Annotated in this window: 16 protein-coding genes, 2 tRNA genes and 3 rRNA genes; 8 read left to right on the top strand and 13 right to left on the bottom strand. The window is 42.9% G+C overall.

Features of this window, described 5'->3' with window-relative positions:
* The first annotated feature begins 155 nt into the window (after window positions 1–155).
* Window positions 156–2,975, top strand: a complete 2,820-nt coding sequence (gene carB / locus VXM68_RS08215) for a carbamoyl-phosphate synthase large subunit (protein ID WP_367210972.1) — start codon at window positions 156–158, stop codon at window positions 2,973–2,975.
* A 44-nt stretch (window positions 2,976–3,019) separates the two neighbouring features.
* On the opposite strand, the gene VXM68_RS08210 is transcribed toward carB, so the two are convergent.
* The 8 genes from VXM68_RS08210 to VXM68_RS08175 form a co-directional block, all read right to left on the bottom strand.
* A complete protein-coding gene (locus tag VXM68_RS08210; protein ID WP_367210971.1) occupies window positions 3,020–4,036 on the bottom strand; it encodes a formylglycine-generating enzyme family protein in 1,017 nt (338 codons plus the stop codon).
* Between the two features lie 87 nt (window positions 4,037–4,123).
* Window positions 4,124–5,530 (bottom strand): Gfo/Idh/MocA family oxidoreductase, encoded by a 1,407-nt coding sequence (locus VXM68_RS08205; RefSeq protein WP_367210970.1) that lies wholly within the window; start codon window positions 5,528–5,530, stop codon window positions 4,124–4,126.
* A gap of 623 nt (window positions 5,531–6,153) precedes the next feature.
* Window positions 6,154–6,265, bottom strand: a 5S ribosomal RNA gene (gene rrf, locus VXM68_RS08200).
* Between the two features lie 127 nt (window positions 6,266–6,392).
* Window positions 6,393–9,274: ribosomal RNA gene (locus VXM68_RS08195) — 23S ribosomal RNA — on the bottom strand.
* 228 nt (window positions 9,275–9,502) lie between these two features.
* A tRNA-Ala gene (locus tag VXM68_RS08190) sits at window positions 9,503–9,576 on the bottom strand.
* Between the two features lie 11 nt (window positions 9,577–9,587).
* Window positions 9,588–9,661: transfer RNA gene (locus VXM68_RS08185), tRNA-Ile, on the bottom strand.
* Window positions 9,662–9,784: 123 nt separating this feature from the next.
* A 16S ribosomal RNA gene (locus VXM68_RS08180) occupies window positions 9,785–11,312 on the bottom strand.
* Together the 16S, 23S and 5S rRNA genes with 2 tRNA genes alongside form the textbook arrangement of a ribosomal RNA operon.
* A 1,091-nt stretch (window positions 11,313–12,403) precedes the next feature.
* A complete protein-coding gene (locus VXM68_RS08175) occupies window positions 12,404–13,576 on the bottom strand; it encodes an acyl-CoA dehydrogenase family protein (RefSeq protein ID WP_294185894.1) in 1,173 nt (390 codons plus the stop codon).
* 126 nt (window positions 13,577–13,702) lie between these two features.
* On the opposite strand from VXM68_RS08175, the gene VXM68_RS08170 reads away from it, so the two are divergent.
* Together VXM68_RS08170 and lat are read left to right on the top strand one after the other, a co-directional pair.
* Window positions 13,703–15,232, top strand: a complete 1,530-nt coding sequence (locus VXM68_RS08170) for an aldehyde dehydrogenase family protein (RefSeq protein ID WP_294185895.1) — start codon at window positions 13,703–13,705, stop codon at window positions 15,230–15,232.
* 20 nt (window positions 15,233–15,252) lie between these two features.
* Window positions 15,253–16,542: an L-lysine 6-transaminase gene (lat, locus tag VXM68_RS08165; RefSeq protein ID WP_367210969.1), complete on the top strand. Its 1,290-nt coding sequence runs from the start codon at window positions 15,253–15,255 to the stop codon at window positions 16,540–16,542.
* 60 nt (window positions 16,543–16,602) lie between these two features.
* Here lat and VXM68_RS08160 read toward each other — a convergent pair whose 3' ends face one another.
* The 3 genes from VXM68_RS08160 to VXM68_RS08150 all read right to left on the bottom strand — a co-directional run bounded on the left by VXM68_RS08160 (window position 16,603) and on the right by VXM68_RS08150 (window position 18,954).
* On the bottom strand, window positions 16,603–17,370 hold the full coding sequence (locus tag VXM68_RS08160) for a suppressor of fused domain protein (protein ID WP_293952866.1): 768 nt from the start codon (window positions 17,368–17,370) through the stop codon (window positions 16,603–16,605).
* Between the two features lie 80 nt (window positions 17,371–17,450).
* Window positions 17,451–17,849 (bottom strand): energy transducer TonB, encoded by a 399-nt coding sequence (locus VXM68_RS08155; protein ID WP_294345542.1) that lies wholly within the window; start codon window positions 17,847–17,849, stop codon window positions 17,451–17,453.
* Window positions 17,850–17,970: 121 nt separating this feature from the next.
* Window positions 17,971–18,954 (bottom strand): hypothetical protein, encoded by a 984-nt coding sequence (locus VXM68_RS08150; RefSeq protein ID WP_367210968.1) that lies wholly within the window; start codon window positions 18,952–18,954, stop codon window positions 17,971–17,973.
* A 219-nt stretch (window positions 18,955–19,173) separates the two neighbouring features.
* Here VXM68_RS08150 and VXM68_RS08145 point away from each other — a divergent pair, with 219 nt between their 5' ends.
* From VXM68_RS08145 to VXM68_RS08130, 4 genes are read left to right on the top strand one after another with little or no spacing between them, the layout of a single operon-like run.
* On the top strand, window positions 19,174–19,680 hold the full coding sequence (locus tag VXM68_RS08145; protein ID WP_112373885.1) for a GbsR/MarR family transcriptional regulator: 507 nt from the start codon (window positions 19,174–19,176) through the stop codon (window positions 19,678–19,680).
* A 4-nt stretch (window positions 19,681–19,684) separates the two neighbouring features.
* Window positions 19,685–20,047: a hypothetical protein gene (locus VXM68_RS08140; RefSeq protein ID WP_293952872.1), complete on the top strand. Its 363-nt coding sequence runs from the start codon at window positions 19,685–19,687 to the stop codon at window positions 20,045–20,047.
* Between the two features lie 4 nt (window positions 20,048–20,051).
* Entirely contained in the window at window positions 20,052–20,432 is a 381-nt protein-coding gene (locus tag VXM68_RS08135) for a hypothetical protein (protein ID WP_293952874.1), read from the top strand.
* A gap of 27 nt (window positions 20,433–20,459) precedes the next feature.
* Window positions 20,460–21,350 carry a TIGR01777 family oxidoreductase gene (locus VXM68_RS08130; RefSeq protein ID WP_367210967.1) on the top strand — a complete coding sequence of 297 codons (891 nt, stop codon included), beginning with the start codon at window positions 20,460–20,462 and terminating at the stop codon, window positions 21,348–21,350.
* 33 nt (window positions 21,351–21,383) lie between these two features.
* Here VXM68_RS08130 and VXM68_RS08125 read toward each other — a convergent pair whose 3' ends face one another.
* The gene (locus tag VXM68_RS08125) at window positions 21,384–23,495 is read right to left on the bottom strand and encodes a DNA topoisomerase 3 (RefSeq protein ID WP_367210966.1); all 2,112 of its coding nucleotides are present in this window, start codon (window positions 23,493–23,495) and stop codon (window positions 21,384–21,386) included.
* Window positions 23,496–23,524: 29 nt separating this feature from the next.
* On the bottom strand, window positions 23,525–24,883 hold the full coding sequence (locus VXM68_RS08120) for a deoxyguanosinetriphosphate triphosphohydrolase (RefSeq protein ID WP_293952880.1): 1,359 nt from the start codon (window positions 24,881–24,883) through the stop codon (window positions 23,525–23,527).
* Between the two features lie 246 nt (window positions 24,884–25,129).
* On the opposite strand from VXM68_RS08120, the gene VXM68_RS08115 reads away from it, so the two are divergent.
* On the top strand, window positions 25,130–26,188 hold the full coding sequence (locus VXM68_RS08115) for an aldose epimerase family protein (protein ID WP_367210965.1): 1,059 nt from the start codon (window positions 25,130–25,132) through the stop codon (window positions 26,186–26,188).
* The last annotated feature ends 44 nt before the right edge of the window (window positions 26,189–26,232 follow it).

Below are 26,232 nucleotides of genomic sequence, written 5' to 3'. Positions count from 1 at the left end.
TTTAAATATTCTTAAAATAAATACTAAGTTTTCAAATTTTAAAATGTAACTTTGCACTCCGACAAAGCAGTCGGAATGACCCTTCCCCATGAGCTATTTTTGATTGTCTTTGCTCAGATTTACAATAGGAAATTTAATTTTTTGAACTAGATATAATGCCAAGAAACACTTCCATTAAGTCGGTTTTAATCATCGGATCAGGTCCCATCGTTATCGGTCAAGCTTGTGAATTTGATTATTCTGGATCTCAAGCATCCCTTTCATTGAAAGAAGAAGGTATTGAAGTATCCATCATCAACTCAAACCCTGCAACAATCATGACGGATAAAGTTGTTGCGGACAATGTCTACTTACTTCCATTAACTTGCGAAAGTATTGAAGAGATTTTGCAAAAACACAACATTGACGCTGTACTTCCTACCATGGGTGGCCAAACAGCTTTGAACTTATGTATCGAAGCTTCCAACCTAGGCCTTTGGGAAAAATACAATGTAAAAGTTATCGGTGTTGATGTTGCTGCCATTGAAAAAACTGAAAACCGTGAAGAATTCCGTCAATTAATGGTTGATATCGGTGTGGGCGTTGCAACATCCAAAATTGCGAACTCATTCCTTGAAGGTAAAGAAGCGGCACAAGAAATTGGCTATCCGCTTGTTATACGTCCATCTTATACCCTTGCAGGTACAGGAGGTGGATTTGTTCACAGAAAAGAAGATTTTGACGCAGCCTTAAATAGAGGTTTACATGCTTCACCAACACACGAAGTTTTGGTAGAACAAGCGGTATTAGGCTGGAAAGAATTTGAGTTGGAATTACTTCGTGATACCAACGACAATGTTATCATCATCTGTACCATTGAAAACTTTGATCCAATGGGTATCCACACCGGAGACTCAATCACTGTTGCACCGGGCATGACATTGTCAGACAAATGTTATCAAGATATGCGTAATCAAGCTATTCTGATGATGCGTTCAATTGGTACATTTGCAGGTGGTTGTAACGTTCAGTTCTCTGTAAACCCAGAAAACGAAGAAATTATTGCCATCGAAATCAATCCACGTGTATCACGTTCTTCGGCTTTAGCTTCCAAAGCAACGGGTTATCCTATTGCAAAAATCGCTGCTAAATTGGCGATCGGTTACAACTTGGATGAATTGCAAAATCAGATCACGAAAACAACATCCGCATATTTTGAACCAACATTAGACTATGTGATTGTTAAGATTCCTCGTTTCAACTTCGATAAATTCAAGGGAGCAAACAAGGAATTAGGATTGCAAATGAAAGCAGTAGGTGAAGTCATGGCTATCGGCCGTACATTTATCGAAGCTTTTCAGAAAGCATGTCAATCCTTGGAGACTGGCCGCGCTGGTTTAGGTGCCGACGGTCGTCAATGGAGAAACCTTGACGAAATCATGGATAGTCTGGAGCATCCAAGTGGTGACCGCTTGTTCCATATCAAAGATGCTTTCGAATTAGGCGTTCCTTTGGAATCTATCCGTAAGGCAACGCGTATCGACAAATGGTTCTTAGTGCAGATCCAAGAGTTGGTACACCTTGAACAAGAATTACGTCGTTATCAGTTGAACAATATCCCACGCGATTTCTTCATGACCTTAAAACAAAAAGGTTATTCAGATGTACAGATCGCATGGTTACTAGGAAATGTAACAGAGGATCAAGTTTACGACCGTCGTAAGGAGTTAGGCATCAACCGTGTTTACAAAATGGTCGATACTTGTGCCGCAGAATTCCCTGCACAAACACCATACTACTATTCAACATTCGAAGAAGAAAACGAATCCATCTCTTCAGATAGAAAGAAAATCATCGTTTTAGGTTCTGGTCCAAACCGTATCGGTCAAGGTATCGAGTTCGATTACTCGTGTGTACACGGTTTATTGGCGGCTAAAGAATGTGGTTACGAAGCGATTATGGTTAACTGTAACCCGGAGACTGTATCGACAGACTTCAATATGGCTGACAAATTATACTTCGAGCCTGTATTCTGGGAGCATGTACGTGAGATCATCGAATTAGAAAAGCCAGAAGGTGTTATCGTTCAGTTAGGTGGACAAACGGCTCTTAAAATGGCTGAGCGTCTTGAGCAACTTGGCGTAAAAATCATCGGTACTTCATTTGAGAATATGGACTTGGCAGAAGACCGTGGCCGTTTCTCGGATCTATTGAAAGAATTGGAAATTCCATATCCAAGATATGGTGTAGCAACGTCAGCAGAAGAAGCATTACAAGTTGCAAACGAAGTCGGCTATCCAGTATTGGTTCGTCCTTCATACGTATTGGGTGGACAAGGCATGAGCATTGTCATCAACGATGAAGACTTAGAAAAAGCTGTTGTCAACTTGTTGAAAAACCTCCCTGGAAACCATATCCTGATCGACCACTTCTTGGATCGTGCAGAAGAAGCTGAATCAGATTCAATCTGTGATGGTGAAGATGTACACATCATTGGTATGATGGAACATATTGAACCTGCTGGTATCCACTCAGGAGACTCTTCAGCTGTATTGCCTCCATTTGGCCTATCACAAGCTGTTCAGGATAAAATGGAAGAATACTCGATTAAATTGGCAAAAGCGCTAAACGTAAGAGGTCTATTAAACATTCAGTTTGCTGTCAAAGGTGAAAATGTATATGTTATCGAGGCTAATCCACGTGCATCACGTACGGTTCCTTTCATCGCTAAAGCTTATGATGTTCCTTACATCAATATTGCAACTAAAGTTATGTTAGGCGCTAATAAATTGAAAGACTTTACGATCGAACGTAAACTGAAAGGATTTGCAATTAAAGAACCTGTGTTCTCTTTCAATAAATTCCCGGAGGTAGACAAACAATTAGGTCCTGAGATGAAGTCAACGGGTGAAGCAATTCGCTTTATCAAAGATCTTCAAGATCCTTATTTCAGAGAATTGTACAATCAAAAATCAATGTTTTTGAATGCACAATAAGACATATCAATCAACTAGAAAAGGCTTGCAAATGCAAGCCTTTTCTAGTTGATATCTTTTACACAGCGGAACCCTACATTATTTGTAGGACTGTTGACCTCTCCTTTTCCTCTGCTTCCGGCTTTATACCTTTCGCAATATTGATCATTACAAAGAAATGACCCTCCCCGCTGAACGCGTTTTTCAAGATTTGGTTCCTGCGGATCATAAGAATCTTGTGGTCCATTGGGGTTAGCCGTTGTACTATGCTGATAATAATCGGGTCTATAAAAATCAGCACACCATTCCCACACATTCCCTTCCATATCGTACAGTCCCAACGCATTTGCCTGAAATGATTTTACAGGCGCAGTCCCCTCAAAACCATCCTCCTTTGAATCTTGTACAGGAAACTTTCCCTGGTAAATATTGGCGGTCCATTTACCATTAGGCTTCAAGTCCTTGCCCCAATAATACAAGTCATCGTTTGCATCTTTACGTCCTCTAGCCGCATATTCCCATTCCGCTTCTGTCGGTAATCGTTTGCCTGCCCATTTCGCGTAAGCTGTAGCATCTTCATAGGCAACCTGGACAACCGGATAATTCATTTTGTCTTTTATCGAGCTATTGGGTCCCTCGGGATGTTGCCAGTTTGCACCGGGGACATACTCCCACCACATCAGGTAATTATTTAAGGAATTGAGTTCTTTGGGTTTAGAAAACACAGCCGATCCCGGGACTAACATCTTGGGATCTACCCCTGGAAAGTCTTTCGGATCCAGTTCCCGTTCAGCTACTGTAACGTAGCCCGTCTCCTTTACAAACTGCGCAAACTGTGCATTTGTGACCTCATGTTCGTCCATATAAAATGAATTCAGTTGCACCTGATGTAAAGGCTTACTATCTTCAAAATTCGAACTTCCCATCAAAAATTTACCCCCTTCGACTAATATCATCTTGTCCGTAGTCTTACTTTTTAACTGAGCAATTTGGGATTTTATCATCCCTGCGCGCGTCGGTATATTTTCCCCAACACAACAGGAAAGTGTATCCTTGGTGGAAAATAACGATAAACAGGTCATTAGGGTTATATTGAATAACATAATTAAAGATAAACATAAAAGGGGAACATTAAAAAGTTCCCCTTTTATAATTACTTACACACCGAGCTATACACCCAATTGTATATTTTCATTTTTCGCTGATCTAGAACGGATAGGCGTATTACCACCGCCTTTCAACGTGATTTCTACCGGCATATTATTTTTCCATGCACCCTTTGTGAAATCCGGCACATCAACTGTTTTACAGTTCTTTTCTACAGATTCGAAACTCAATGGCACGATACAGCTCCATGAAGCAGCATCATAAACATCCTGGTCCAAAGGTAATCCATTACGCAAACAGTCAATCAGACGCCAGTCCATCATAAAATCCATCCCACCATGTCCACCTACCTGTTTTGCCTGCTCTCCAATATATTTTACCAGTTCGGGCGTATAGTTATCGTACAGTTCTTTTAATTTCTGCTCTGAAATGAATTCATGGCCAAACGCAATATTTTCTGTCGGGTATTTTTGAGCAAAACCTTTCGTACCGCTCAGTGTATGTAATCTGGAGTAAGGTCTGGGAGAAGTAACATCATGCTGCAGCATAATCGTTTTCCCTTTTGCGGTACGGATAAGTGTTGTATTCATATTTCCGCGGTATTTCTTTCCGACAAACTCTTGATAAAAAGAATCTTTGTTGGCTAATTCTTTTGCCTTTTCACCCATCATAAAATCATTTGAAGACATGGCGACAAGATGATTCATTTTATCTCCTCTATTGATATTAAGGCATTGCGCCACAGATCCCAGTCCATGTGTAGGATATAAGTTTCCATTCAGCTTTATATTCTCTCTCAAGCGCCACATGTTATCATAACCATTTTTTGCAAAATTTAGATCCAATAAATCATGGATATAAGCACCTTCTGCATGGATAAGTTCACCAAACAAGCCTTGACGCACCATGTTCAACGTGAGCATTTCGAAGAAATCATAACAGCAGTTTTCCAACATCATACAGTGCTTCTTAGTCGCTTCCGAAGTCTTCACGACCTCCCAGCAATCTTTTATTGTCAATGCGATTGGCACTTCACAAGCCACGTGATTGCCCGCTTTCATTGCAGCAATACTCATGGGGGTATGATAATCCCAAGGGGTACAAATGTATACGAGGTCAAGTTTCTCTTCCTTCAACAAGGATTTCCACCCATCTTCCCCTGAATACGCTTTCGGAGCGGCTAGACCTTTCGATGTAACGATTTTTGTTGCGCGCTCTACCCGATCCGGATGTTTGTCGCAAAGTGCGACAATTTCGCATCCCTCAATAAAAGATAACCGTTCAACAGCACCAGGACCGCGCATGCCCAGTCCAATTACGGCTACTCTGACTTTATCAATTTTTGGAGCTGCATAGCCACACATATTAAATGACTCTGCTGCCGTATTTGCATTGAGCAAAGTAGGGAGTGAAACAGCCAGTGATGACAATATTCCGGCCTTTTTTAGAAAATCTCTTCTAGAATCCATAATTTAAAGTTCATATAAATTTAAAGGGACCGATTGGTCCCTCTAAAAAATCACCTATTTTAAAACAAACTAAACAGTCAATAGAAAAATCCTTTTGGATTAGATTTATAGTTGGTTCTTATGCAGGAACCTATCTCTATGACAATAATAGGCCACTTTTTTCGAAATAAAAAATGAAATATGAAAGCAATCGTTTGCTCAATTTACACAAACGATTGCTTGATAAGTTATATTTATTTATAAAAGATCCCTTTGTCCACAACTGGATATAGCAATGATAATAGAACATAAAAGAGGATCGTCACGGGACCCAAAACAGGTAAGGATGGGAAAAAGTACATGGCAGATGGATAGCCTCCGCTGGACCAGCCTCAACATCTTTTAGCGGCAGCAGACAAATCGAAGTAAAAAAGCAATTATGAAATGTAAACGATTGTCCAATAGTAATGTTGCAGGATAGCGGCGGTTTCGGAGCAGCTGCCGATGGACCGGGCTCACCCACGGTCCTGTGCTGCGATGACCGATAGGCGAAGGATAGGCAATAGCCTCTACATGGAAATACGGAAGTATGTATAAAAACGAAAGAAGCCCTTGACTGTTTCCAGCAAGGGCTTCCGTGTAAAAAAAGGCACCGACCTACTCTCCCACCTGTTACGGCAATACCATCGGCTCTGGCGGGCTTGACTGCTCTGTTCGGAATGGGAAGAGGTAGACACCGCCGATATAGGCACCTAAAAATCTTTATTGGCTGCTATGGTATGATCAGTTATGAGCATATCCATGCCAATTGACATATATACTGAAAGAGTTACGTTTCTGTACGTTTCAAAAATTAAAGAGGAAGACAACAGTGTCTGTCTGCTTGAGAAAGCTTCGGGCTATTAGTACCACTTGGCTTTGGTCTCTCAACCTTTACACCTATGGCCTATCAACGTAGTCATCTTCTACGACCCTATAAGGAAGTCTCATCTCGTGGCTAGTTTCGCACTTAGATGCTTTCAGCGCTTATCTATTCCAGACGTAGCTACCCTGCCGTACACCTGGCGGCATAACAGGTTCACCAGAGGTCTGTCCAACCCGGTCCTCTCGTACTAAGGTCAGATCCACTCAAACTTCCAACGCCCACAACAGATAGGGACCGAACTGTCTCGCGACGTTCTGAACCCAGCTCGCGTGCCACTTTAATGGGCGAACAGCCCAACCCTTGGGACCTTCTCCAGCCCCAGGATGTGACGAGCCGACATCGAGGTGCCAAACCTCCCCGTCGATATGAGCTCTTGGGGGAGATCAGCCTGTTATCCCCAGCGTACCTTTTATCCTTTGAGCGATGGCCCTTCCATACAGAACCACCGGATCACTATGTCCGTCTTTCGACCCTGTTCGACTTGTCGGTCTCACAGTCAAGCAAGCTTATGCCATTGCACTCCGCGTACGGTTACCAAGCGTACTGAGCTTACCTTTGAAAGCCTCCGTTACCTTTTTGGAGGCGACCACCCCAGTCAAACTACCCACCAAACAATGTCCTCGGCATTGCCGAGTTAGAAACCGGATACAGAAAGGGCGGTATTTCAAGGTTGATTCCATGACTCCTGGCGAAGCCACTTCAACATCTCCCGCCTATCCTACACATCCTGTACCCAATCTCAATGTTAAGCTATAGTGAAGGTGCATGGGGTCTTTCCGTCCCGTTGCGGGTAATCGGCGTCTTCACCGATACCACAATTTCACCGAGCTCATGGCTGAGACAGCGCCCAGATCGTTACACCATTCGTGCAGGTCGGAACTTACCCGACAAGGAATTTCGCTACCTTAGGACCGTTATAGTTACGGCCGCCGTTTACTGGGGCTTCGATTCAATGCTTCTCTTGCGATGACATCCCCTCTTAACCTTCCAGCACCGGGCAGGTGTCAGGCCTTATACTTCATCTTGCGATTTTGCAAAGCCATATGTTTTTGTTAAACAGTCGCCTGGGCCTTTTCACTGCGGCTGCTCTTTCGAGACAGCGCCCCTTCTCCCGAAGTTACAGGGCCATTTTGCCGAGTTCCTTAGCCATGACTCACTCGAGCACCTTAGGATTCTCTCCTCGACCACCTGTGTCGGTTTGCGGTACGGGTCTTCATAACCTGAAGCTTAGCGGGTTTTCTTGGAAGTCTGTTTACCTGCTCTATCAGCGCCACCGGAGCTTTGCTGTACTATTGGGTTTCAGCTAGAGTTGCGGATTTGCCTACAACCCCAATACCTACGCCTTTCAACGAACTATTCCGTCAGTTCGCGGCAGTGTCACTACTCCGTCACCACATCGCAGTTATGAAGAGTACTGGAATATTAACCAGTTGTCCATCGGCTTGCCCCTTTCGGGTGCGCCTTAGGTCCCGACTGACCCTGATCCGATTAACGTTGATCAGGAAACCTTGGTCTTTCGGTGGGCGGGTTTCTCACCCGCCTTATCGTTACTTATGCCTACATTTGCTTTTCCATAACCTCCACACAGCATTACCACTGTGCTTCTCCGGCGATGGAATGCTCCCCTACCAGATGCACATCTTTCAGTGCAAATCCATAGCTTCGGTACCGTTCTTGATGCCCGTTTATTATCCACGCCCGGCCGCTCGACTAGTGAGCTGTTACGCACTCTTTAAATGAATGGCTGCTTCCAAGCCAACATCCTAGCTGTCTGGGCAACCGGACCTCGTTAGTTCAACTTAGAACGAATTTGGGGACCTTAGCTGATGGTCTGGGTTCTTTCCCTCTCGGCCTTGGACCTTAGCACCCAAAGCCTCACTGCCGGCTATATTTGATAGCATTCGGAGTTCGTCTGGATTTGGTAGGATTTGACTCCCCCGCACCCAATCGGTAGCTCTACCTCTATCAAACTCTACGCCGACGCTGTTCCTAAAAACATTTCGGGGAGTACGAGCTATTTCCCAGTTTGATTGGCCTTTCACCCCTACCCTCAGGTCATCCGGAAACTTTTCAACGTTTATCGGTTCGGTCCTCCATTACATGTTACTGCAACTTCAACCTGCCCAAGGGTAGATCACAAGGTTTCGCGTCTACCTCATCTGACTATCCGCCCTATTAAGACTCGCTTTCGCTTCGGCTGCGTCCCTGAAGGACTTAACCTTGCCAGACAAGAGTAACTCGTAGGCTCATTATGCAAAAGGCACGCTGTCACAGAACTCGTCTGCTCCAACCGCTTGTAAGCACACGGTTTCAGGTTCTTTTCACTCCCCTGTTCGGGGTTCTTTTCACCTTTCCCTCACGGTACTGGTTCACTATCGGTCTCTCAGGAGTATTTAGCCTTACCAGATGGTGCTGGTGGATTCCCACAGGATTTCTCCGGTCCCGCGGTACTCAGGATACCACTATGTCAACATTCTTTACCTGTACGGGGCTCTCACCCTTATTGCGCAGTTTCCCACCTGCTTCCAGTTCATAGCGCTGTACAATCTCGTGGTCCTACAACCCCGTCTATGCCGTAACATAAACGGTTTGGGCTCTTTCCCGTTCGCTCGCCACTACTTGGGAAATCATTGTTATTTTCTTCTCCTACGCCTACTTAGATGTTTCAGTTCAGCGCGTTCGCGTTTTATACGGCTATTCTTCAAATAGCCAGGTTGCCCCATTCGGAAATCTACGGATCACGTCGCATTTGCCAATCCCCGCAGCTTATCGCAGCTTATCACGTCCTTCTTCGCCTCTGAGAGCCTAGGCATCCCCCGTGTGCCCTTATTTACTTTCTTCACCGGCATAGCCTTTTGCTACTATGCGGCTGCTTTTGATATATATACACGTATGCTACGTAAAGATTCGTTCGGCCTTGACCGAGGGTCTCCTCTCTACATCAAACACATACACGTATTGTCTCTATACTGTTGTCTTCTCTTGTAATTTTTTTTCTCTTTCAATATGTCAAAGAACTCTTTTTCCGGTATATATGAAGTATATCGCTATATACTTCCCCGGAGATGTGGAGAATAACGGATTCGAACCGTTGACCCCCTGCGTGCAAGGCAGGTGCTCTAGCCAGCTGAGCTAATTCCCCTTTAATTTTCGTAGTCCCGAGCAGATTTGAACTGCTGACCCCTACATTATCAGTGTAGTGCTCTAACCAACTGAGCTACGGGACTAGCTATTTCCTGTTCATCTATCTCTCTCGGTCCTGCTCCCTTAGGGGCGGGCACTTTCTTCTGATGTTTTTCTTCTTTTGCAATCATATGTAACGTGACGAGTACCGATCCGCGATACTCTAGAAAGGAGGTATTCCAGCCGCACCTTCCGGTACGGCTACCTTGTTACGACTTAGCCCCAATTATCGGTTTTACCCTAACACGCTCCTTGCGGTAACATGCTTTAGGTACCCCCAACTTTCATGGCTTGACGGGCGGTGTGTACAAGGCCCGGGAACGTATTCACCGCGTCATTGCTGATACGCGATTACTAGCGAATCCAACTTCATGGGGTCGAGTTGCAGACCCCAATCCGAACTGTGAATGGCTTTTAGAGATTAGCATCATATTGCTATGTAGCTGCCCGCTGTACCATCCATTGTAGCACGTGTGTAGCCCCGGACGTAAGGGCCATGATGACTTGACGTCGTCCCCACCTTCCTCTCTGCTTGCGCAGGCAGTCTGTTTAGAGTCCCCACCACTACATGCTGGCAACTAAACATAGGGGTTGCGCTCGTTGCGGGACTTAACCCAACACCTCACGGCACGAGCTGACGACAGCCATGCAGCACCTAGTTTCGTGTCCCGAAGGACGGATGCGTCTCTGCATCCTTCACTAACTTTCAAGCCCGGGTAAGGTTCCTCGCGTATCATCGAATTAAACCACATGCTCCTCCGCTTGTGCGGGCCCCCGTCAATTCCTTTGAGTTTCACCCTTGCGGGCGTACTCCCCAGGTGGATAACTTAACGCTTTCGCTGGGACGCTGGCTGTCTATCGCCAACATCGAGTTATCATCGTTTAGGGCGTGGACTACCAGGGTATCTAATCCTGTTCGATCCCCACGCTTTCGTGCATCAGCGTCAATACCAGCTTAGTGAGCTGCCTTCGCAATCGGAGTTCTAAGACATATCTATGCATTTCACCGCTACTTGTCTTATTCCGCCCACTTCAAATGGATTCAAGCCCGTCAGTATCAAAGGCACTGCGATGGTTGAGCCACCGTATTTCACCCCTGACTTAACAGGCCGCCTACGCACCCTTTAAACCCAATAAATCCGGATAACGCTCGGATCCTCCGTATTACCGCGGCTGCTGGCACGGAGTTAGCCGATCCTTATTCTTCCAGTACATTCAGCTAGATACACGTATCTAGGTTTATTCCTGGACAAAAGCAGTTTACAACCCATAGGGCAGTCATCCTGCACGCGGCATGGCTGGTTCAGGCTTCCGCCCATTGACCAATATTCCTTACTGCTGCCTCCCGTAGGAGTCTGGTCCGTGTCTCAGTACCAGTGTGGGGGATTCTCCTCTCAGAGCCCCTAGACATCGTCGCCTTGGTAAGCCGTTACCCTACCAACTAGCTAATGTCACGCGAGCCCATCTCTATCCTATAAATATTTAATAATTTCCCGATGCCGGGAAATTATATTATGCGGTGTTAATCTCTCTTTCGAGAGGCTATCCCCCTGATAGAGGTAGGTTGCTCACGCGTTACGCACCCGTGCGCCACTCTCACCAGTGGTAGCAAGCTACCACCGGATCCCGTCCGACTTGCATGTATTAGGCCTGCCGCTAGCGTTCATCCTGAGCCAGGATCAAACTCTCCATTGTAAAATGAAGTTTTTGATTCCAACTATTTATAAATAATCAGAATTCTTTTTTTATATCTCTGATCTTGGATCGAATTGAACGAATTACTTGAATTTGTTCATGACTTTCGTTTGTCTACTCGTCACGCTTACATGATTGTGTTTTCTTAAAGAACTTTTCCCGCTTCAACTTCCGTATCCGCTATATTCCGATGGCACCAGGCCGTCTTTATCTTTTTTTGTTTTTCCCTCCGTTTCCGTTGGGACTGCAAAGGTAGAAATCTTTTCTGAACTTCCAAAAACTTTCTGAAGTTTTTTCTTTTCCCTTTTTTCGATTTCCGCGTTTAAAATACACCGGACGGGATTTTAAATCCTGCCAGACTTCTCTTAAACCCTTTTTTTTTTCAGGGTTCCTTCTCTCGAAGCAACCGTCCCTCCCTTGCGGAGTGGTGCAAAGATAGGAAGTTTACAAACAAACTTCCAAGCTTTTTGTTCTTATTTATTTCATTTTGGACATAACTCACTGGAAGGATGGGAGATTATTTTTGGGAAGCAGTCTCCCGGAGCGGAATTTAAGGGGCAGATGGCCGGTATCTTGCCCAGGTTGCATGCCGTTGGCAGCGCAGTGTTAAGCCGACACCGCAGCATTGTAGGAGCAAATTGTATTACGGTCACCGGGCACTGCAGCGTGGTCTCGTGCTTAGGTTGTATGCCGCAGGCAGCGCCGGGTTAAAGGGCCTGCCGAATGCGTAGTATAGGACGGCCGATCGAAGGCATCAAAGACGCTATCATGTTATGGCTTAGTTTAGGGTTTACTTAGGGTTTAGTTAGGGTTTGTTTAGGTTTAGTATAGGTCTAACCCATACTAAACCTAACTTAAGGCTAAGCTATAGGTATACAAATTCTACACTAATGAATAAGAAGGTAATAACTATGTGCTTTTTTAGGGATAAGAAACTGCTATAACTAAGGATAACACCAAGGTCAAATACGAGTTTAACCGTAGCACCAACCCTAGCTTATCTATGCCGAAAAATAGATTTTATAAAATAAATACGCCTATATGCTCAAGATAAAGGAACACCAATCCCTGTTACGTAACCAAAATTTGCATTATGAAAATGCGTTCAGACCAGTAATATCTTGACCTGTAATCAATAAATGGATATCATGGGTGCCTTCATAGGTAATCACAGATTCGAGGTTCATCATATGCCGCATTATTGAAAAGTCACCGACAATCCCCATCCCCCCAAGGATCTGCCTGGACTCACGCGCAATCTGCAAAGCCATATTCACATTGTTCCTTTTGGCCATCGAGATTTGTGTTGGTGTCGCCCGTCCCTCGTTTTTGAGTACACCTAAACGCCATGATAACAACTGCGCCTTGGTAATTTCCGTAAGAAATTCTGCAAGTTTCTTCTGCTGCAATTGAAAACCAGCGATTGGCTTACCAAATTGATGACGCTCCTGAGCGTACTGAACGGCAGTTTCATAACAATCTATTGCTGCTCCAATAACGCCCCATGAAATACCATAGCGGGCCGAATTCAAACAGGAAAGCGGTCCCCGCATTGAATTTACACCTGGAAGCACATTCTCTGCCGGAATAAAAACATCCTGAAAAACCAATTCGCCTGTTTTGGATGCGCGCAACGACCATTTATGTAGCGTTTCTGGAGTTTCAAATCCTGCCATTCCACGCTCAACGATCACCCCTCTGACTTTTCCGGACTCATCCCTCGCCCAAACGACAGCCATATCACATACGGGTGAATTTGTGATCCACATCTTGGCTCCATTTAATAAAAAGCCATTAGCCTTGGCTGTTAATTTAGTTTCCATTCCACCGGGATCAGACCCATGATTGGGCTCAGTAAGGCCAAAAGAGCCAACCAACTCTCCCGATGCCAGCCTCGGCAAATATTTAACACGCTGTTCCTCGCTACCATAGGTGTAAATCGGAAACATTACCAAAGAGGATTGCACGGAAGCTGCCGAACGAATAGCCGAGTCACCAGCTTCCAGTTCTTGCATGATTAATCCATAGGAGATCTGATCCAAACCAGCTCCGCCATATTCAGTCGGGATATAAGGGCCTAAGGCTCCGATAGCGCCTAATTTAGGCATCAAGCCAGCAATAGCACGATGCTCCTGTGCCGCATCCTCAATAAAAGGCTTAATCTCTGCTTTCACAAAATCGCGGACAGACTGCCGTATCAGTTTATGTTCTTCGGATAATAAATCATCCACTTGATAATAATCGGTATTGATCTTTTTAGTCATGATATAGTCTACATTAGCTTATCTAAGATAAAGAATATTTTTCCGATGAACAATATTCAGCATCAACTTGATAACAAAAAATTTATTTCATATATTTAAATCATTCAACGAATAAAATAAACCATTATGATAAAATCAGCGCTTAAAATACTTGGGATATCCTCTCAAAATTTGGGGTCATCAACTGGACAGCAATGGTTTTCCAAAGGCAAAGAATTCAAGTCCTTTTCACCTGTAGATGGAAACCTCATCGCCAAGATAAAAGGCAGTCATAGTAAAGACTATGAAGCAGTTGTTAAGCAGGCCGGTGATGCTTTTTTACAATGGCGTCTACTGCCCGCTCCAAAAAGAGGGGACATCATTCGCCAGTTGGGGGAAAAACTTCGTGAACTGAAACCTATTCTTGGGAAGTTAGTTTCCTATGAAATGGGTAAATCTTATCAGGAGGGTATGGGCGAAGTGCAGGAAATGATTGACATCTGTGATTTCGCTTTGGGTCTATCCCGCCAATTATATGGCAATACCATTCACTCGGAACGCCCGGGGCACCGTATGTACGACCAGTATCACCCCTTGGGCGTGGTGGGTATTATTACCGCATTCAATTTTCCAGTAGCCGTTTGGGCATGGAACACGGCATTAGCCTTAGTCTGCGGAAATACTGTGGTGTGGAAGCCTAGCGAAAAAACGCCATTATGTGCCCTAGCCTGCCAAAAAATTCTTGCAGAAATCTTACATCACAACGGACTACCCGAAGGAATATCCAACCTTATTACTGGCGACAGGCAAGCCGGAGAGTGGCTCGCCGAAGATAGTCGCATTGCTTTAATTTCTGCCACAGGCTCTACCCGTATGGGAAAAGAAGTCGCCGTTACTGTAGCGCAACGTCTTGGAAAGACTCTTTTGGAACTTGGTGGAAACAATGCAATCATCGTGACGCCCGATGCAGACTTAAAAATGACCATTATCGGTGCCGTCTTTGGAGCTGTAGGTACTGCTGGACAACGCTGTACGAGCACAAGGAGACTTATTATCCATGAGCGCATTTATGAAGAGGTCAAAAAACAACTGACTAAAGCGTATGGTCAACTAAAAATTGGAGACCCTTTGGATACAAAAAATCATGTAGGACCATTAATTGACAAAGACGCCGTAAAATCATACTTAAACGCACTGGAAAACATTCAAAAACAAGGGGGAAAATTGCTAATTAAGGGAAAGGTTCTTGAAGGTAAAGGGTATGAAAGCGGCTGTTATGTGCAGCCAGTCATTGCAGAAGTGGAAAACCATTATGAAATCGTACAGCAAGAGACCTTTGCCCCGATTCTTTATTTGATCAAATATAAGGGGGATATCCGTGCTGCTATAGATATTCAGAACAATGTTGGCCAGGGATTATCATCTGCGGTCATGACAAACAATCTACAGGAAGCTGAGCTGTTTCTAAGTGCTGCCGGCTCTGATTGCGGTATTGCCAATGTTAATATAGGCACTTCAGGAGCCGAAATCGGAGGTGCATTTGGAGGCGAAAAAGAAACTGGTGGCGGTCGGGAATCTGGTTCTGATGCGTGGAAAGCCTATATGCGCCGTCAGACAAACACCATCAATTATACGACTGATCTACCCTTAGCACAAGGGATCAAATTTGATTTATAAACCCATTTACACACAAAACTATGAATAATGTACATGAAAGATTAAGCAAACATATATTAGCTGATGGATTTCCTTTGGTGATGGATATGGAAAAATCCCATGGTTCTTATGTCGTAGATGAAAATGGTGACAAATACCTGGATATGTTCAGCATGTTTGCATCGATGGCCGTGGGCTACAATCATCCCCATTTGGTCAACCAACGTGATTTTTTAGGTAAAATGGCAGTCAATAAACCTGCTATGTCGGATATCTACACGAAAGAGTTTGCTGATTTTGTTGACACATTTGATCGCGTGGCCATACCGAAAGAACTTTCCTATGCCTTTTTCATCTCGGGGGGAACCCTTGCCGTGGAAAATGCTTTAAAAGCTGCTTTCGACTGGAAAACAAGGCTGAATTTTGCCCAAGGAATACAAAAAGAAGCAAGCCAAGTTATTCACTTTAAACAGGCATTTCACGGTAGATCTGGCTATACGCTATCCTTGACAAATACACAAGACCCCAGAAAATACCTCTATTTTCCCAAGTTCAACTGGCCACGCATTACCAATCCGAAGCTGAGCTACCCCTTAACAAAGGAACATATTGATCAAACCATTGCTTTGGAGAAACAAGCTGTCTACGAAATACATGAAGCCCTTGCAACGAACCCACATGATATCGCCTGTATCTTAATTGAACCGATTCAAGGTGAAGGCGGCGACAATCATTTTCGGAAGGAATTTTTCTTACAACTCCGTAAAATCTGTGACGAAAATCAAATTCTATTGATCTTTGACGAAGTACAAACGGGATTGGGAATCACTGGAAAAATGTGGGCTTACCAACATTACAATATAATTCCCGATATCATTGCCTTTGGCAAAAAAGCACAGGTATGCGGCATACTGGCCAGCAAAGAAAAATTTGATCAGGTGGAACACCATGTTTTCAAAGAATCAAGTCGTATCAATTCCACATTTGGTGGCGATTTTATGGATATGCTTCGCTTCAAATTAATTCTTGAAGTCATAGAACAGGAAAATTTGGTTCAAAATGCAGCCGAAAAAGGACGCTACCTGCAAGGGGAGCTCCAGAAGTTGATCACAAAAAAAACACAGCTGTCTAATTTAAGGGGTGAGGGACTATTTGTTGCATTGGATTTTGACACTGAAAGCGAGCGCAATGAATTTATCAAAAATGCCTATGCAAATAAGCTTATTATGTTAGGTTGTGGTGAGAAAAGTGTTCGCTTTAGACCGCATCTTAATGTGAGTTATACGGATATCGACAAAACGATCACCCTAATGGAAAAAAGTATTTCCTAAAGGATATGCAATGCTATACTGTTTCTTCGCTTGTAGCATTGCATACCCTTTTTTTTAAATCTATCTATCTTTACAAACATTAGGGCGATCAATATCAACCAGTTCGGAAATTCCGTATTCATCAAAACGATCTAAAAGGGCATCGGTGCCCTCCTCGAGTTTATAATCCATCTCTTCCTTATATACCGGAATCATCGCATAAAAATTGATGATATTTCCATCTTTAGTTTTCAACTCCAAAAAGTCTTCATCAAAACTTAGCATAGGCGGAAGCAGTAACATACAACCAAACCCGGTATTTGCGATATCTTCGGCTTCCATTCCATTGGGAATGGTATGCCCATAACCTAACCAGGTTTTGTACTCATGTGGAAACCTTGCTAATCTTTTCAAAAAGTATACTGGCCAATAATTGTCATCGTCCTGAAATTCTTCTTCCCCTATTTTCCAATCTGCGGGCAACACAACCATTAACTCAGCACGTTCATAAGTTTCCTTATTTTCCACCTCATCCGGAACATTCATCGGTAAATCACTCATACCTGAGGTGACCAATATATGATATGGATAATTTGCACTTGGTTTTATCCAATGCACATCAATATGGACTAGTTCGGAGACAATCTCATGAAACACCATATCGGGTTCGGCGATATATTTTGTCAAGTGTTCCTCTATTTCATCCAGATAGACACATTGGATCTCCGGAAATAAGTTCTTAGGATCTTTATCTTCAGACTGATCTTCATAACGGTAGACGGTAGATCCTCCAGGTGTAATTTCCGGATCCTTTCTTTCAGATGCGGACTCTTCCGCTCCGCTGCTCATAATTTTTTTGACTTTATCCCAGAATGTCATAGTATCTTATAAATGGTGAAAATTTAAGCGATTATTTTTCTATTCAAATTTTATTCAATTACAGCTACTACAGGCTGTCTAAATCTCGTTTTAACTGGTTTTCCATTAACTTGTGCTGGCATCCACTGCGGCGATTTTCGCATAACGGACAACACAGCTTTTGCAAACTCAGGGCTAATTTTTTCTGGGTTCTCGATTTCGATATTGCAGATAGACCCATCTTCGCATACAATAAATTTAAGAATGGCTGTCTGTTTGGGACCATATTTTGCATAAGCCACACTATCCATCGTTCCAACAGTTCGTGATAAATCCAGATTATATTGCAAAAACCTGGACCATGCCACTGCCCCACCTTTAAAATAAGGAAAATTATCAACGTCCTGTGCAATACTGTCGGTCGGGATATCGCGCTTAGCAATCATCTGCGCACTTGCAGAAGTACACATAAATAACAAAAGTAGAATCGAAAAAAAAGTGTTGAAGCTTGTTAAATACATACCCTATACTAACCATAATCGTACCATTAACGCTTGGATACGATCATTTATTGCGTTTAGCAATACTGGATTAATTCAGTGGCATATCAACTTGAGCAACAAAGTCTCCGTTTTCTTTAATAAGAAAGCTAATGGGATGCTCCGGGTTCTTAATAATCTCGAACAAGGTCAACCCCCAGGGTTTCCAAAAATTTTCAAGCACCTGGCCATAGGTTTTATTTTGCCAAGGATCAAAGATAGGTTTCATCGACATATCAGCTAATGGCATCGGCTCCACATACACTTTCTGTGGTGTATTTAAGTACGTATAATCTGGCAAACGATTAAATAAGTAGGCTGAATAAAAATAGCGCGCACACAATTCCTCAAATTGGATCGGGTGCAATGTTTTACCCGAAATGACTTTGAGAATGTCTTCATGATAAATATTGTTTGTCCCATTATCTTGAAGACAGGCAACTACAGCAAAGTCCTTCATACGTATCGAGAAGATCAAGGTATTGATTTCATCACGGTACATAAATGTATCGGGCGCATTCTCCACAGGTACAACAACCAGTGAAAATGGAAACGTATTTTCAAACTCCATTGGTACTACCAATGATTGCAACATCGCATGCAAATTTGTAAAACGCTGTGCAAGCGCTTGTGAAAAATTCATCTCCTCTCCTGAAGCCTTTTGTTGGCGAATTCCTGCAAGAATTTCATTAAAAACTACGCCATAAATAATTTTTGTCATCCATTGAAACAACAGTAGCGGATCTAACTGCTTAACCGCTTCATATCCCTGCTCAAATGACTGCTCTACCTCCTTTTCCATTTGCTCAATCGCCGCTGCTGCCGCCATGGAACAAGGTAGTTTCAACGACTTGTAAGTCACTAGATTTTCATCTAGCATTTTAAAAGGTTTATCTTCCAATTGAAAGGATTTCATCATCCATACTGGAAAGACCTGAATGGATTCTTCTTCCGACTGAAGCTTACTTCCTGTTAAAAAACAAATAGCTGAATCAAACTGAAATTGTTTGAAAGGATTATACAAAGTTGTCGCCATAATGCGGACAAAGTTAAAACAAATCAAAAAGTCCACAAGAAAAGCAAATTCTTATTACGAAAGGGTGACTCGAAGAAAAAAACTTATTTTATTTTCAGAAATTTTTGAAAATTCAAAAACTTTAAATAAATTTGATGTAACAAATTATCAAGATGCTGTAAATAAGCTGGATGTAAATCGCATACGGCAAAATTTAAATACGAACAAAAAGAAAGCTCAATGGAATTACAAGAAGCAAAACAACAGTTCATAGACACCTGGGGCGCATTAGGTTCTGAATGGGGGATCAACAAATCTGTTGCGCAGGTTCATGCCCTACTCCTTTCCGCAAGCAATCCCATGTCTACAGATGAGATTATGGAAAAGTTGGTGATCTCCCGCGGGAATGCCAATATGAGTATCCGGCAATTGATCGATTATGGTATTGTCTACAAAAAACATATTGCTGGTGATCGAAAAGAATATTTCGTCGCAGAGAAAGAGGTCTTAAAATGGGCGATGAAAATTGCAGTGATGCGTAAGCAGAAAGAGCTTGACCCCGTTATGGATATTCTAAAGGATATAAGCCGGAATACCGAAAAGGACCAGACTGCAGAAGGCAAGGAGTTCCATAAAACGGTAAAGGACATCCAAAATCTGACGGATCAACTCGAAACTATTGCCAACAAGATTTTCAATACCAGCGGTGGAGATTTATTAATCAAATTGATCAAACTAATGATGTAGCGTCATGAACTTCAATATCCTAGCGTACGCAATCTATGGCCTGCTCACCTGTTATATTATTCTTTGGGTCGGCCGGTTATTCCATAAAAATGGTCGAGTTTTCATCCTATCGCTTTTCCGTCAGGAGGTCAACTTGGCTGACACGACAAACAACTTATTGCTGCTGGGATATTATCTGTTCAACATTGGCTATGCAATCCTGCAATTTAGTTATTGGCGACAAATTGAATCATTTGATGAAATGATCTGCAGCATTGCCTTTAAAACAGGACGATTACTTTTTGTCCTTGTTGGGCTACATTACTTCAATATGCTCAGTATTTACTTTTTCGCAAAAAGAAAGAATTCATTAACCATTAAACATTAATATCATGGGAAATTTAACAGTTATCGGGTACTTTATCTACTTACCCATTGCAATAGGATTAACCTATTATGTTGCCTACGTGCTTTTTAAAAATAGCATTGTTTACATGAATGATATCTTTGCCGGTAGACCGGAGGTCGCCCATGCGACGAATAATCTATTTCGCATCGGATTCTACCTCATGAATTTGGGATTTGCACTCTACATACTTGAAATCAGCCTGTACAAGCCGAGCATTCAGGAACTCATTGAACGTCTGAGTTATAAAATCGGTGGATTTAGCATATATCTTGGTGTAATGCTCTTTCTTAATATGTTTCTCTTCTTTAGAGGCAAACGGATTGCAAAACAAAGAAGAGCAATGGATGCTACTTACGATAGTTAATCTGAAAGGTTCTCAAATAGAAACACCATGGATAAAATAGTCATTGCTGGAGGAACAGGTTTTGTTGGACAATATCTTTCCAAGAGATTTCAAACTTTAGGTTTTCAAGTTGTTGTGATTGGACGTCGACGGGGCACTATTCAATGGGATGATCATTCCAGCATTTCTGAGGCGCTGGAAAATGCGGCCATTCTAATCAATCTAGCCGGAAAATCTGTCAATTGTCGATACACTAAAAAAAATAAAGCCGAAATATTTTCCTCACGAACAGCAACGACTACGCTTCTCGGCGAGCTCATAGCAGGCTGTACCAATCCACCAAAATTGTGGCTCAACTCAAGTACGGCGACCATCTATCGGCACGCCGAAGATCGTCCGATGACAGAAAGTTCGGGGGAAATCGGAACAGGTTTTTCCGTTGATGTTGCAAAATTATGGGAAAAGACTTTTTTCGACTTCAAATTGGAAAAGACAAGACAGGTGGCACTTCGGATGGCGATTGTTTTGGGGCCCGATGGGGGTGTTATCCTGCCTTTTAAAAATCTTGTCCGCGCTGGACTGGGTGGTATACAGGGAAATGGCCAGCAATATTTTAGCTGGATCCATATTGAAGATCTATTTCAAATCATTTTATTCTTACAAGGTCGTGATGACATCGACGGTATCATAAATTGTGCGGCCCCCAATCCGATTATGAATAAGACTTTTATGTCGACCTTTCGACAGGTAATGAACCGCAAAATTGGCCTGCCATCTCCAAAATGGCTACTGGAAATAGGTGCGGCTTTAATAGGTACGGAGACAGAGCTGCTTTTAAAAAGCCGTTGGGTATTACCGGAAAGATTGGACAATAATGCTTACAGGTTCAAATTTCCTACCATTTCAACTGCGCTAGAGGATATTCTGCAGCCGGGATAGCATCAGAAAGATAACAACGTGGGGTACACTAGCTTATCCCACGTTGACTTTAAAATTTTCAAACACAAGCGGCGCATTGACAAGAGTGCCTTCGTTATTTTTCACACCTTTAAACTCCGAAGTTTTTCCCTTCTCCAACAGGTTCTTCATCTCTTTTTCGTCTAGAAAGACACCGTTCAATGTCCGCCAGATCTTAAAATCACATCCACGGGCATAATGGTCACATTGGGCGACTTTATCATAGAGCAAAATTAACCCGCGCTCACATTTCGGACATTTTATTTTTCCTTTCTGCTGAGGTTTAACTTCCGCCTGCGCAAGTGAAATCCGCAGTGTCAACAGTTCTTTTGTAATTTTGGCGGTGTAATCCTTAATATGCTTCATAAAAACATCATAGGAAACCTTATTCGCCCGCATTTCTTCCAGCTTCTGTTCCCATTTACCGGTCAAAGTTACCTTAGCGATGGAACGATCCTTTACAAGGTTATACACGGCCAGTCCCTTTTCTGTGGGGATCAGTTTTTTCTTATCGCGCTTTATATAGTCACGTTGAAAAAGCGTCTCAATGGTTGCAGCACGTGTAGCTGGGGTACCTAGGCCACAGTCTTTCATGGCTTGGCGCATTTCATCGTCTTCAATTTCCTTTCCCGAAGTTTCCATGGCCTTCAATAATGAGGCTTCGGTATGTATGGGTCTGGCTTTAGTAAAACGTTCGGCAAGTTCGAGGGTCAGAATCTCCAATAATTCTTCGACTAACAGCTTCGGTAATTGCGCATTTTCGTTGTCCTGATCCTCATTGTTCTTGTCTTCATCCGGAGCCTCGATCTGCTCTGCAGACAACCGCCAGCCGTATTGCTTAATCACAGTACCTTTGGCAATGAGTTCAACACCTTGTGCATCTATCGTAACGGTAGTAATATCTTTTATACATACTTCCGAAAAACTTTCGACCATGCGCTTGGCAATCATATTGTAGATATTCTGCTGCTCTTTCAACATGGGTCCGGGTTTTTCATCAGTCACTAAAAGGGCATGGTGATCAGTTACCTTTTTGTCATCGACAGAGCGTTTGTTCAATTTTGCACTGATCAGATTTTTTGCGATTGATGCAATGGATTCTTCTGCAGTATCTGCCAAATGTTGAAAAAGTGTGCCAATTGTTTCAAAAACATCTTCACCAATATAACGGGAACCCGTACGCGGGTAAGTAATAACCTTCTTTTCGTACAGTGTTTGCGCAATATTGAGTGTCTGATCGGCCGAATAACCATATTTTTTATTCGCATCCTGTTGTAGCGATGTTAAATCAAACAACAGCGGTGGTTGCTCTTTTGTTTCTTTGGCTTCTACCTTTGCCACGCGTGCATTGGAACCAATCGTGAGTCGCGCAACGGTTTGTTCCGCCACATCCTTCTTATCAATTTTAGCTGAGGTAGCTTTAAAACTGATATTGTCTTTTTCAAACCCGGCCTGAATTTTATAAAATGCCTGCGGTTTAAAGTCTTTATTTTCCAGATAGCGCGAACAGATCATGGCCAAAGTTGGTGTCTGCACGCGTCCTAAAGAAAGTAGGCCCTTATTACCAGCTGCTAAGGTGATGGCTTGTGTTGCATTGATACCGATCAGCCAGTCCGACTCCGAGCGTGAACGTGCAGACATGTACAGGCTATCGTATTCCGTACCGTCCTTTAAATTGGCAAACCCCTCTTTAATGGCTTTATCCGTTTGGCTTGAAATCCACAAGCGCTTAAACGGCACTTTTGACCCTAAAAAATAATATATATTGCGAAAGATCAATTCCCCTTCCCGTCCGGCATCGGTAGCCACAATAATTTCTTCGGCTTGATCCAAAAGGGATTTAATGGTATTAAGCTGTTTCACTGCCCCAGTATCGTCCATCTGCTTGCCATCACGCTTCACCTTTTTCGATTCCAGTTTAAAGCTTTGTGGAATGATTGGCAAGTTTGAGATTGTCCACGAATTATATCCGTAGGCCTGAGGTGTACAGAGTTGGACCAAATGTCCGAAAGCATATGTAAAAGCATAACCATTACCGGCGATATACCCGTCTTTGACTTCCTTCGCCCCCATCACCCGAGCTAGATCACGTGCCACGGAGGGCTTTTCAGCAATTACAACCTTCATTTTAGCTATGAGATATTAGATGTTAGATGTTAGTCGATCGAAGGTATCGTTATTCCTTTGATCTTACGATATAGCTCTATCGCATAAACGTCGGTCATGCCTGACACAAAATCCAATACGCAACGAATCTTCGAATAGGAATCTTGTTTTTCTGTATAAAATTGTTCAGGAATTAGAGCGACAAGTTTCTTATCGTAATTATTCTTGTTCTTCTTGAGGTACGCTGGAACAAATTCTTTTAAAAGTGCATCCATCACCCGATAGCCAGCAATCTCAATCTGTACAACCGTGGGAGCATTGTAGATTTTTGCGATGGAAATCTTCGAGATTTTGTTCATCTGTGCAACAATCTCTTCATCAAGTGCATCCATTAGCGCTGATCCGAATGTTCCGGACAAGAATTTATCCTGTTCACGTATAAAGACGTCAACACACCCTTTAATTAAGGTATTGATCGCTTTGGCCCGCAACAATGCTACCCGGCTCGGCGTATCCAGCAGACCGTCAAGTCTGTCGCGAAGATTCTCTTTGCCACATAGCGGCAATAGCAACTCTTCCACTTCTTGATAAGATAAAATCTTCAGATGATGAGCATCTTCCAAGTCTATAATATTGTAACAGATATCATCTGCAGCCTCCACCAGATATACCAACGGGTGTCTCAGATAGCCTTTTGGATTAGAAGGATCTTTTAATAAGCCCAATTCATTGGCGATTTTTTCGAATGCTTTTTGCTCTTCTGTAAAAAAGCCATACTTCTTGCGGTGATGGCTTTTCTTAAGATGGCCATCAATGGCCAAACATGGATATTTCACGATGGACGCCAAAGAAGTATACGTCAATGCAAATCCTTTGGGATCTTTTCCCTGAAAGGCATGTGTCAGGATACGTAAGGCATTAGCATTTCCCTCAAAATGGGTTAAATCAGCCCATTCCTCAGCGGTAACCTGCTCTTGGTATTTACGCCCGTCTCCGTCTGTGAAGTAAGTCGATATGGCAGACTCACCCGAGTGGCCAAAGGCAGGATTACCCAAGTCATGTGAAAGGCATGCTGCAGAAATAATATTGCCGACTTCCTGAAGAAATGGATAATCCGCATCAAGATTGGGGTTTTCCTCTTTCAACTTTGCATAAAACATACGTCCCAAAGAGCGCCCAACGCTGGCTACTTCCAAACTATGGGTCAATCTGTTGTGAACGAATACAGCACCAGGCAGCGGAAAAACCTGTGTTTTATTCTGTAATCTTCGAAATGGGGAAGAAAAGATCAAACGATCATAATCCCGTTGAAATTCCGATCGCGCCACGAGATAGCTATCTACGCTCCGATCTTCGTAACCCCAGCGCTTTGCGGAGAGCAAATCTTTCCAATTCATTTTTTCAGACATAGCGCAAACTTAGATAAATTTGCCCTTAAATACAATTATAATCCTTGCGGCTCTGACCCAAAATTGCCTTAAACAGCGTTGGCCCACATTCGTTGCTTACTTCATTATTTCGTTTATTTAACTGCGATTATTAAACCAGGATCCTGGATTGAATAATAAAAGATTTTATAAATGCCTTCGATCAAAATCGTTTTTATACTGCTTAGATTCTGTATCTTTATGCTACAATACCAATAGGGATCAATCATGACAAAATATCAAACACTTATTCCAAAACATTTTGAAGGTACAATTGACGGCAAAAACACGCATTTGCTCTTATTAAAAAATGAAGGGGGGATGCAAGTCCTCTTAACTGACTACGGTGCACGTATTGTCAGTATTTTGGTTCCTGACAACAAAGGAAATTTGGTAGACGTTGCACTGGGTTTTGATTCTATTCAGGCCTATCTTGATTCTGACGAGAAATACCATGGTTGTACTGCAGGGCGTTTCGCAAACCGCATTGCAGATGGTAAATTTAAACTCAACGGAAAACAGTATACACTTCCTCAAAACAATGGCAACAATTGTCTTCATGGCGGTATATCCGGTTTTCATGACAAGGTTTGGGATAGAAGGGTTACCTACCAATCGCACGTCGAATTTTATTATGTTTCTCCAGATGGCGAGGAAGGTTTTCCTGGGAACCTAAAAGTGATGGTTTCCTATACCTTATCGCGAAATAATGAGATCATTATCAAATATCATGCGCAATCTGATGCCGATACACACATCAACTTAACTAACCATACATACTTCAATCTGGACGGAGAAGGTAGTGGTGACGTGTTGCAGCAGATCCTTCAGATCAATTCAGATGAAGTTTTATTTGTAGACGAGAATCAGATACCGAATGCAATAGTACCAGTGGAGGGCACTGCCTTCGACTTTCGCACACCCAAACCTATTGTACAAGATATTACTGCAAATAACGAACAATTGATTGCTGCCAAAGGCTATGACCATTGTTATGTCAACAACCAGCCTATTTCGCAGCCTTGCGCAACGGTCTATTCAAAAAATACGGGCATTCAGCTGGATGTTTTTACCACTGAACCGGGTGTGCAGCTTTATACAGCAAATTGGATGACTGGAAATGATTTTGGCAAAAAAGGCCATAGGTATCTCCCTTATGCCGGATTCTGCCTTGAAACGCAGCATTTCCCGGATACGCCCAACCAAGAAGACTTTCCTCCTACTTTGTTGCAAGCCGGAGAGTCATTTGACTCCGAGACACACTTTAAGTTCTCAATAAAAAAATAAGAAAATATAACGGCCGGTAAGCACATGCTTACCGGCCGTTATAT

The sequence above is a fragment of the Sphingobacterium sp. R2 genome (assembly GCF_040760075.1).
Taxonomy (GTDB): Bacteria; Bacteroidota; Bacteroidia; order Sphingobacteriales; family Sphingobacteriaceae; genus Sphingobacterium.
The sequence above is the reverse complement of the archived record's forward strand: the minus strand, read 5'-3'. Positions and strand labels throughout refer to the sequence as shown.

Bases quoted from the DNA above. Each gene is read 5' to 3' on its own strand.
- lat (WP_367210969.1), top strand. From the start codon at position 15,253: ATGAATAATGTACATGAAAGATTAAGCAAACATATATTAGCTGATGGA.
- VXM68_RS08210 (WP_367210971.1), bottom strand. From the start codon at position 4,036: ATGACCTGTTTATCGTTATTTTCCACCAAGGATACACTTTCCTGTTGT.
- VXM68_RS08120 (WP_293952880.1), bottom strand. From the start codon at position 24,883: ATGTCTGAAAAAATGAATTGGAAAGATTTGCTCTCCGCAAAGCGCTGG.
- VXM68_RS08160 (WP_293952866.1), bottom strand. From the start codon at position 17,370: ATGAGCAGCGGAGCGGAAGAGTCCGCATCTGAAAGAAAGGATCCGGAA.
- VXM68_RS08205 (WP_367210970.1), bottom strand. From the start codon at position 5,530: ATGGATTCTAGAAGAGATTTTCTAAAAAAGGCCGGAATATTGTCATCA.
- VXM68_RS08135 (WP_293952874.1), top strand. From the start codon at position 20,052: ATGGGAAATTTAACAGTTATCGGGTACTTTATCTACTTACCCATTGCA.
- VXM68_RS08175 (WP_294185894.1), bottom strand. From the start codon at position 13,576: ATGACTAAAAAGATCAATACCGATTATTATCAAGTGGATGATTTATTA.
- VXM68_RS08145 (WP_112373885.1), top strand. From the start codon at position 19,174: ATGGAATTACAAGAAGCAAAACAACAGTTCATAGACACCTGGGGCGCA.
- VXM68_RS08130 (WP_367210967.1), top strand. From the start codon at position 20,460: ATGGATAAAATAGTCATTGCTGGAGGAACAGGTTTTGTTGGACAATAT.
- VXM68_RS08115 (WP_367210965.1), top strand. From the start codon at position 25,130: ATGACAAAATATCAAACACTTATTCCAAAACATTTTGAAGGTACAATT.
- carB (WP_367210972.1), top strand. From the start codon at position 156: ATGCCAAGAAACACTTCCATTAAGTCGGTTTTAATCATCGGATCAGGT.
- VXM68_RS08125 (WP_367210966.1), bottom strand. From the start codon at position 23,495: ATGAAGGTTGTAATTGCTGAAAAGCCCTCCGTGGCACGTGATCTAGCT.
- VXM68_RS08140 (WP_293952872.1), top strand. From the start codon at position 19,685: ATGAACTTCAATATCCTAGCGTACGCAATCTATGGCCTGCTCACCTGT.
- VXM68_RS08155 (WP_294345542.1), bottom strand. From the start codon at position 17,849: ATGTGTACTTCTGCAAGTGCGCAGATGATTGCTAAGCGCGATATCCCG.
- VXM68_RS08170 (WP_294185895.1), top strand. From the start codon at position 13,703: ATGATAAAATCAGCGCTTAAAATACTTGGGATATCCTCTCAAAATTTG.
- VXM68_RS08150 (WP_367210968.1), bottom strand. From the start codon at position 18,954: ATGGCGACAACTTTGTATAATCCTTTCAAACAATTTCAGTTTGATTCA.